General features: G+C 68.4%; 1 protein-coding gene. It reads right to left on the bottom strand.

Annotated features, from left to right (window positions below; all coding sequences use genetic code 11):
* Positions 1 to 45: 45 nt before the first annotated feature.
* Positions 46 to 1059, bottom strand: a complete 1014-nt coding sequence (locus ACZ5CR_RS45315; RefSeq protein WP_468869553.1) for a chitinase — start codon at positions 1057 to 1059, stop codon at positions 46 to 48.
* Positions 1060 to 1381: the final 322 nt, after the last annotated feature.

The following is a 1381-nucleotide window of genomic DNA, read 5'->3' as shown; positions in this document are numbered from 1 at the left end:
CGTCCCTTCCCCCCCCCCCGGGAAGTCCCCCGGTACCGCAGGCCTTCAGCCCGACAGCGCCTTCGCGAAAGCCCCCGCCTTCTGTTCCACCCCGCTGCAAGAGTCCTGAGCCGTCGTCGTCGACGTGCCGTCCGCGCACTCCTGGTCGCGGAACGACGCCCACATCGAGAGCCAGGCGACGCCCTTCTTCTCGCCGTACGACCGGAGCCGGGCCGCGTCGGCGAGCGTGAACGTCTCGCCCTTCACGTCGTTCACGCCGGCCATCGCGGTGATCGCGAGCCCCTTCCAGGCGTTCCTGTCCGAGAGACCGAAGGTCTTCTTGATCTGGGCGTGCGCCTTGGTGGCCGACGTGATCGCGTACTCGCCCATGTCGCCGGTGTAGGACGTGCCGTAGTTCATCGCCATGATGTTCACGGTCGAGACCCGGGCGTCGTGGTCGTTGGCGGACTCGAGCAGCGCCACGCTGTCGGCGTCCAGGCCCGAGGGCATCACGGGGAGCGTGAACGTGGCCCTCAGATCGCGCTTCTTCTGCAGCAGCGCGATCGCCTCGGAGCGGCGGGCGACGGAGGCGGAATCGGTGAGCGCGTCGCCCTCGATGTCGAAGTCGGCCTCGGTCGCGCCGGTGGCGTCCAGGACCTTGGCGTAGGCGTCGGCGAGTTGGGACGCGCTGTCGCAGGTGCGCGCGAGCTCCTTGCCCGCCGCGCCGCCGAAGGAGACGCGGACGGCGCCGCCCGAGGACTTCAGCTTCGCGATCCGGGACTTCACCGCGGCGTCGTCGATGTCCGTGGTCCCGCCCCACACGGGCGTGCAGTCGCCGTCGTCCGCTACGACGAAGGCCAGGTTGTACGTCGACGGGGCGCCGGACGTGTCGTTGTCCCCGGCGGTCGTGGCGCTGACGTACGGGGCGAACGCGGTGGTGGCCTCGGGCGCCGCGGAGGAGGACGTGCTCGACGAGGGCGCGTCTGATGTGCCGTCGGTCGTCGAGCACCCGGAGCACACCAGGGCGGCCAGACAGACGAGACCGGCGGCCGGCTTGAGCGAGCGCCGGGTATTTCGCACGTCTCGTATATTCCGCACGTTCACTCGCTTACTTTCTCTCGCGCTCGCGCGCTGTCGTGAAGTCTTCCGAATCAGGTGAAGCGGTCGTCCTTTTCAACGTACCGGGAACGGCCCGTGCGGACGGATGGTCTGCAACTCTCCCAGCTCAGTGACAGGTTGGCGCGATTCTCATGGTCCCCTCACAGTCTGTTCAGGGAGTTCTGCGAAAGTAGCCTGCTTACATCCCCGAATGCATTCCGATTCTGCCGTCGAAAATCGTGCCGCCTCGCGTCGCGGCCGCCGCCGCAAACGCGGCAACGGCCCCGAAGAGGGGCCCGTGTTC

This window comes from Streptomyces sp. NPDC031274 (assembly GCF_055570235.1).
This window is presented reverse-complemented; position numbering and strand designations above follow the sequence as displayed.